The sequence below is a fragment of the Burkholderia sp. Leaf177 genome (assembly GCF_001424345.1).
Taxonomy (GTDB): Bacteria; Pseudomonadota; Gammaproteobacteria; order Burkholderiales; family Burkholderiaceae; genus Caballeronia.
Window position 1 is genome coordinate 20,639 of record NZ_LMPF01000014.1, and the last position, 6,491, is coordinate 27,129.

Genomic DNA, 6,491 nt, shown 5'->3' on the forward strand with positions numbered 1-6,491 from the left:
TCACCAATAGGGATAACTAGAACATGAACGCAACGGTCACCATTTTCCATAATGTCGTCTGGTCGCGGCACAAAGGGGCTGTTTTGTCCGCGCTGCACAACATTTCAGGCTCGGGATCGATCAAATATTCGATGGTGCAGATCGCCGATACCGAGCACGACCGTGTCGGCTTCTCGGACGTGGATTATTCGTTCCACAGCTATCCGATGCGCAAGCTCTACAACGGCTGTTACGAAGACGTTCCGACCTGGCGCATGACGGCGCGCCTCACGTGGGAAGTGCTGAAAGCCAAGACCGATCTGGTCGTGCTGCCGGGTTATCACCGTCCTGAATACTGGGCGATGATGGCCGCGTGCATCCTGACCGGCAAACGGCGCGCCGTGTTCTGTGATTCCACGGGACGCGACCGGCCGCGCAAGATGCTCACATCGATTCCGAAGCGCGTGTTTTTCTCGTTGTGCGATGGTTATTTCGGCTTCGGGGAACGCAGCCGTGAATACCTGATGTCGCTCGGCGCGAAGCAGGAAAAGATTTTCATCCCGTGCCAGGCAGCGGCGTTGCCGCGTTCGTTTTCGCCCGAGCGCGCGCTGTCGGACCGGATGCATTACCGCGCGGGATCGAAGCCTGTGTTCGTCTACGTGGGACGGCTGTCCCCTGAGAAAGGCATCGGCACGCTGATCGACGCGTTCCGTGGCTTGAAAGAACGTATTCCCGATGCATCGTTGCGCATTGTCGGCACCGGTCCAATGGGCGACGAACTCAAGGCGAAGGTGACGGACATGGGTCTCGCCGATTCGATCACGTTCCTGGGCAGCCTGCAGGACGAGCCGCTTTCGATCGAATACTTTAGCGCCACCTGCATGGTGTTGCCGAGCATGAGCGAACCGTGGGGGCTGGTGGTCAACGAAGCGTTGAGTCACGGCTGTCCTTCGGTTGTGAGCGAGAGCTGCGGGTGTGTGCCGGAGCTGGTGATCGACGGTGTATCGGGTTACGCATTTCCGGCCGGCGATGTGCCTGCCTTGCAACGCACGATGCTCAAGTCCATAGAAGCTTTCGCCGATACCGCTGGTTCGGCCAAGCGCTGCATGGACGTGATCCAGCGTTTCGACCCGCCTTCCGCGGCCGCAAACATTGCAAGGGGCTGCGCGATGATGCTCAGCGACTGACTGCGCCAACCGCTTCCGGTTTCGATCCAACCACAAGAGAGCCACGCATGGTCGTCCGGGCGCTTACGCGCCTGGGAGAATTCCGTGAGTGATGTCTGGCACAAATCCGTTTCGCCGGCGCGCGTTAGTCCGGCGGAAGTGGAGGCAGAATGAGAATCCTAATCTACGGGCTGAATTACGCGCCCGAGCTGACGGGTACGGGCAAGTACACTGCCGAGATGGCGGAGACGCTGCAGCAGCACGGCCATGAGGTTCGTGTCGTTTGCGCGCCTCCGTATTATCCGGAATGGAAAATTGCCAAGGATTATTCGGTATGGCGCAACGCGTGTGAGACGCGCAATAACGTGCGGATCTGGCGTGCGCCGTTGTGGGTGCCTGCACATCCGAGCGGTCTGAAGCGCATGGTTCATCTTGCATCGTTTGCAATGGCTTCACTGCCTGCGCTCATGAAGCAGACGTTATGGCGTCCGGACGTGGTGATGACCATTGCGCCGACCATGCTCAACGCGCCAGCGGCATTGGTGCTCGCTAAACTGACGGGCGCTCATTCGTGGCTGCATATTCAGGATTTCGAAGTAGATGCGGCGTTCGACCTGGGTCTGCTTAAAAGCAAACGCGCAGGGCGTATCGCGCGTTTCATCGAGAGCGCAATCCTGTGCCGCTTCGACATGGTGTCCACAATCTCGGACAAGATGCTCGAACGCGCCATGACGAAGGGCGTGTTGCCGTCGCGCATGTTCCGGCTGCCGAACTGGGTCGACATCAGCGCGATCTTTCCCATGCAGCGCAAGAACACGTTCCGTGAAGAACTCAAGATTCCGGAGCACGCGAAAGTCGTTCTGTATGCGGGGAACATGGGGTCGAAGCAGGGCATAGAAGTGCTCGCGGGCGCGGCTCACGCGCTCGCCAGACGCGAGGACATCACGTTTGTTTTCTGCGGCAACGGCGCGACGAAACCCGATCTGGAAAAGTCCTGCGAGAACCTGAGCAACTGCAGGTTCATTCCGCTGCAGCCGGTCGAGCGGTTGAACGAACTGCTCAATCTCGCCGATATCCACGTGCTTCCGCAACGCGGCGACGCTGCTGATCTGGTGATGCCGTCCAAGCTCACGGGCATGTTCGCGAGCGGCCGCGTGGTGATCGCAATGGCGCGTCCGGGAACGGAGCTGCACAACGTGGTTTCATCGCGCGGGGTAGTAGTGCCGCCGGAGAATGTGGACGCTTTGGCGGCTGCCATTGAAACGTTGGTCGCGAACCCGGAACAACGTGCGGCACTCGGCGCAGAAGGACGTGTGTTCGCGGAATTGCATCTGTCGCCGGCGTGGGTGCTGGGACGGCTAGACGACAAACTGCGCATGCTCAGAGGAGAACGCGCGGGTCTTCGGTCGGGGGAACGCAAGGAGGCGAAGGCGGGGAATACGGTTGCCGCTGCGCCGAAAAGCAAGCCTGCGGTGAAACTCGTGGAGATCGAGAAGATCGATTGAAGCGCGGTTCAAAAACGTACGGCTGGTCTGCAAGCCGCCCGATGCATTTCTGTGTCGGGCGGTTTTCTTTTGCGTAGGCGAGACTTCAATACGGCGACTTATAGATTTCCAGTGGTTTTCTCGCGACCTTGACGCCGTTAGCGCCATAAACCGATTGCGCGGCGGTATCGGGCGTGGCAACGATCTTTCCGTTTGCATTCTGCACGCGCGCGCCGCGTTTCACCACGACCGTTCCCGGCTTGACGAACGATGCGTTGGTCTGCGCCGGGTCCGCGTTGTTGTTCATCATGGTTTCGGCCGAAGTGGTGGCGGTAGCCGCCTTGGCGCCATTCTTCGCGCCCTTGCCATTGGCGTTCGGCGCCTGACCATAGGGGTCGGCATAACCGGCGTAAGAAGATGGGCCGCCGAGGAGCTTGTCTTCTGCCGCGTAGTCGCGCGTGCCGGCGTCGCCTGCAGCGGCATGGGCGGATGGCAACGCGGACCACGCTGCACCAGCAACAAGCATGGCCAACACGCGATGAGACGCAAGCCGGCGAATAGATGATTTCATGACGCACTCCGATGTATCGCTCAATATGAGGATTGATTGTTATCCCAAACTTGCGGCGCTGTCGAGCGGCTGGCACCCCTTGTTTCAAGGTAGCAAATCTTTCGTTCGCAGGTCCCATGCGGGTCATGCAGATGCCGCCAAAAGTCTTTCTATTGCGGCCATTAGTGGGCTGGCACACCAGGACAATCAGACGCTTCGACCATAATCGTTTCATGCGGTGCTGCAATGCATTCGCCGCTACGGGCTCGGGGGCCGGCTAACATGCACAGAACAATCGACGAACATTGCATTGAAGAAGATGTGGTCCAGGATATGGCGCAGGAAGGCGCTCGCCATGCCGCTGCGAATACGCAGGGCAACGGCGTCCATGTCATCGACCTGAGCCTTGCGGGCAAGGGCAACTACGTAGCGAAACGCGGCAAGTTCACCGAACTCGTGTGGTTCTTCCTCGAGGCCGCGATCATCAACAACAAGTTCATACCGGTATCGGGCATACGGGTCTGGCTGCTGCGCCGATTCGGCGCGCGCATTGGCGCCGGTTGCCGCATGCCGCATCCCATCCGCGTGAAGGCGCCGTGGAATCTCGAAGTGGGCGACAACTGCTGGTTTGGCGTGAACGCATGGATCTATAACCAGACATCGATTCGCATCGGGTCGAATGTCTGCATCTCACAAGACGCATTTCTCACTACCGGTTCACACGATCTCGCGACGAACATGGATTTGCATGTCAAGCCGATCGTGATTGAAGACGGCGTGTGGATCACATCGAAATGCGTCGTACAAATGGGCGTGACCATCGGCCGCTCGACAGTGGTGACACCGCTGTCGGTGGTACATCGGTCGCTGGAAGCAGAAGGTGTATATGGCGGCAATCCGGTACGGTTTATCAGGAAGCGTTTTACCGCCTGAACCGAAACGGGGCCGTATTAAAGCATGGAGTTTTTCGCATGTGCCGCGCGCGACAGACCAGCGCGCTTTGGCCGCATGCGCCTTTATCTTGGCGGGTAACGCAGCGCGGGTGCAACGACTATTACACGCAGGCTAGGCTGGGATGATCTCCTGACCTTACGTGGACTGGCCGGACTCGCATGGCGTTTCGTCAGATAAAAGATGGACGGTTTTCGTCCTGGCGCCGGCGGCGCAGCGAATCGCGCGACGCGCCACGGCAGCGAAGCGTTTCTATAACGGGTGGCGACAGCGGATAAGCCGGCAACACGATTAGGCGAACTGCTGCACACGAGAGGGAGCACGGGGAATGTTCATTGACAGCCGAAATGTAGAGCAGAACGCGGTAGTGAAGACGACCGTCTGCATCATCGGGGCAGGGGTTGCGGGGATTACGCTCGCGCTCGAAATGGATAAGCAGGGAGTGGATACCGTCCTCCTGGAAAGCGGCGGTTACAAGCCGGACGACGCCACGCGCGATTTGTATCGCGGTGAGAACGTCGGCATTCCATACACATATGCCGATGGCAGCCGCAGCCGGTTTCTCGGCGGCAGCAGCAATTGCTGGGGCGGCTGGTGCCGTCCGCTCGATTCGTGGGACTTCGAAAAACGCGATTGGGTGAACGACAGCGGCTGGCCTTTCGGACTCGACGAACTGCGTCCGTACTATGCCCGCACGCATGCGCTGCTCAAGCTTGGCGAGAATAATTTCGAGCCGGCGTATTGGGAAGCGGCGATTGGCCGTGACGATGTAAAGCGTCATCCGCTGCCAAGCGGCACGGTGCGCGACACGATCTCGCAGTTCAGCCCGCCAGTGCGTTTTGGCAAGGTGTACAAGGCTGTGCTCGGCGAGTCGTCGCATGTGCGCGTGTTCCTCAACGCGAACGCAATGAACATTGCTACGGAGAGCGAAGCGAAGCACGTGACGCAGATCGACGTAGGCACGTTGAGCGGCCGGCGCTTTTCCGTCTCCGCCAAGATCTTCATTCTGGCGACGGGCGGTATCGAGAATGCGCGTCTGCTGCTTGCTTCCAACAAGGTGCAGGCGGAAGGACTGGGTAACGGCAACGACATTGTCGGCCGGTATTTCATGGACCATCCGCGCACCATGACGGGCAGCATCAAGTTCAAGAAGCCGTGGGCGCGCAACAAGCTCTACGACATCAAGTATCACTATCAGAACGCATCGGTATCGGCGCACGGGCAGTTCATCTCGTCGCAATTCGCGCTGACGCAAAAGGTGCTCGAACGTGAGCGGCTGCTTAATGCACGCGTGTGGTTTTACTCGATGTTCCGCGGCGAAAACACGGAAGGCGCCGAAGCGTTGATCCGATGCAAGCAGGCCGTGTTGCAAAAGGATCAGCCGGGCTGGAGTGTTTCGCAGGACCTGCTGACCATGGCTATGCATCCTGTGGACACCGCATGTTTCGGGCTTGCGCGATTGTTGCAGCCGCGTCCGCTCATTACCGACGTCAAGTTTCAGACGATCGTCGAAGCCGAACCGAACCGCGATAGCCGTGTAACGTTGTCGTCGCAACGAGACGCGCTCGGCATGAATCGCGTGAAGGTCGACTGGCAACTGACCGAGCTGGTCAAGCGCACGTTCGATCGCACCGTCACGCTGCTCGCGGAAGAAATGCAACGCACCGGCGTGGCCGATGTCCAGCTCGACGAGCCGCTCGAAGGCAAGCCGTGGCCGGCGCAGCTGGAAGGCACGTGGCATCACATGGGCACGACCCGCATGCACGATTCGCCGAAGCAAGGCGTGGTCGATCGCAATTGCCTGGTGCATGGCATGAGCAACTTGTTTATAGCGGGGAGTTCGGTGTTTCCCACGGTCGGGGCGAATTTTCCGACCATCACGATTGCAGCAATGACCTTGCGGCTGTCGGAACATATTCTGAAGGCGTTGCGGGGTGAAGTTTCGCCACTGGCTTCGGTGACATCGATTGGAGCCGGCGTCGAGCGCCGCGTATCTGAGGAGCCGATGTCATACGCTGCGTCGAAGCTGCATGCGTCTTCGGATCTTGCCTTCATGGCGAAGAAGTAGGGCGGCTTGTTTATCGGATAGGTTTGGTTGTTCCTTTCCGATATTCGTAGCCGATTTTAAGGGACCCGCCGGTGGTGACATCGGCGGGTTTTCTTTTTGCTGGCGCGGGGGATGGTGTGGGGGTTTGGGGTGTTGCTGGGTTGATGCTGGGTTGTTGCTGTTTAGGTCTTCGCGCGTTTGCTGTTATCTGATTTTTTTAGCACTTCTAGCCACTGTCCGTGGCGGGACTTCATTTCTTTTTCCAACGGCTGTTTAGACCGGAGACATGGTTGACACTTGTACGGGGACATAGC

5 protein-coding genes are annotated in these 6,491 nt (G+C 58.9%); 4 read left to right on the forward strand and 1 reads right to left on the reverse strand.

Features of this window, described 5'->3' with window-relative positions:
* The first annotated feature begins 23 nt into the window (after nucleotides 1–23).
* Together ASG35_RS13395 and ASG35_RS13400 are read left to right on the forward strand one after the other, a co-directional pair.
* Entirely contained in the window at nucleotides 24–1,166 is a 1,143-nt protein-coding gene (locus ASG35_RS13395) for a glycosyltransferase family 4 protein (RefSeq protein ID WP_056357739.1), read from the forward strand.
* Nucleotides 1,167–1,315: 149 nt separating this feature from the next.
* Nucleotides 1,316–2,650, forward strand: coding sequence for a glycosyltransferase WbuB (locus ASG35_RS13400; protein WP_056357742.1), 1,335 nt, complete (start codon nucleotides 1,316–1,318; stop codon nucleotides 2,648–2,650).
* Nucleotides 2,651–2,735: 85 nt separating this feature from the next.
* Here the strand turns inward: ASG35_RS13400 and ASG35_RS13405 are convergent, their stop codons facing one another.
* Nucleotides 2,736–3,200 (reverse strand): hypothetical protein, encoded by a 465-nt coding sequence (locus tag ASG35_RS13405; protein WP_056357745.1) that lies wholly within the window; start codon nucleotides 3,198–3,200, stop codon nucleotides 2,736–2,738.
* Between the two features lie 312 nt (nucleotides 3,201–3,512).
* On the opposite strand from ASG35_RS13405, the gene ASG35_RS13410 reads away from it, so the two are divergent.
* Both ASG35_RS13410 and ASG35_RS13415 read left to right on the forward strand, forming a co-directional pair.
* Complete coding sequence (locus ASG35_RS13410) at nucleotides 3,513–4,112, forward strand: DapH/DapD/GlmU-related protein (protein WP_056357765.1); 600 nt, start codon at nucleotides 3,513–3,515, stop codon at nucleotides 4,110–4,112.
* 346 nt (nucleotides 4,113–4,458) lie between these two features.
* Nucleotides 4,459–6,198, forward strand: a complete 1,740-nt coding sequence (locus tag ASG35_RS13415) for a GMC oxidoreductase (protein WP_056357748.1) — start codon at nucleotides 4,459–4,461, stop codon at nucleotides 6,196–6,198.
* Nucleotides 6,199–6,491 lie beyond the last annotated feature (293 nt).

What these genes read in the sequence shown, in the direction of transcription:
- ASG35_RS13395 (WP_056357739.1), top strand. Translation starts at nt 24, where the DNA reads ATGAACGCAACGGTCACCATTTTCCATAATGTCGTCTGGTCGCGGCAC.
- ASG35_RS13400 (WP_056357742.1), top strand. Translation starts at nt 1,316, where the DNA reads ATGAGAATCCTAATCTACGGGCTGAATTACGCGCCCGAGCTGACGGGT.
- ASG35_RS13405 (WP_056357745.1), bottom strand. Translation starts at nt 3,200, where the DNA reads ATGAAATCATCTATTCGCCGGCTTGCGTCTCATCGCGTGTTGGCCATG.
- ASG35_RS13410 (WP_056357765.1), top strand. Translation starts at nt 3,513, where the DNA reads ATGGCGCAGGAAGGCGCTCGCCATGCCGCTGCGAATACGCAGGGCAAC.
- ASG35_RS13415 (WP_056357748.1), top strand. Translation starts at nt 4,459, where the DNA reads ATGTTCATTGACAGCCGAAATGTAGAGCAGAACGCGGTAGTGAAGACG.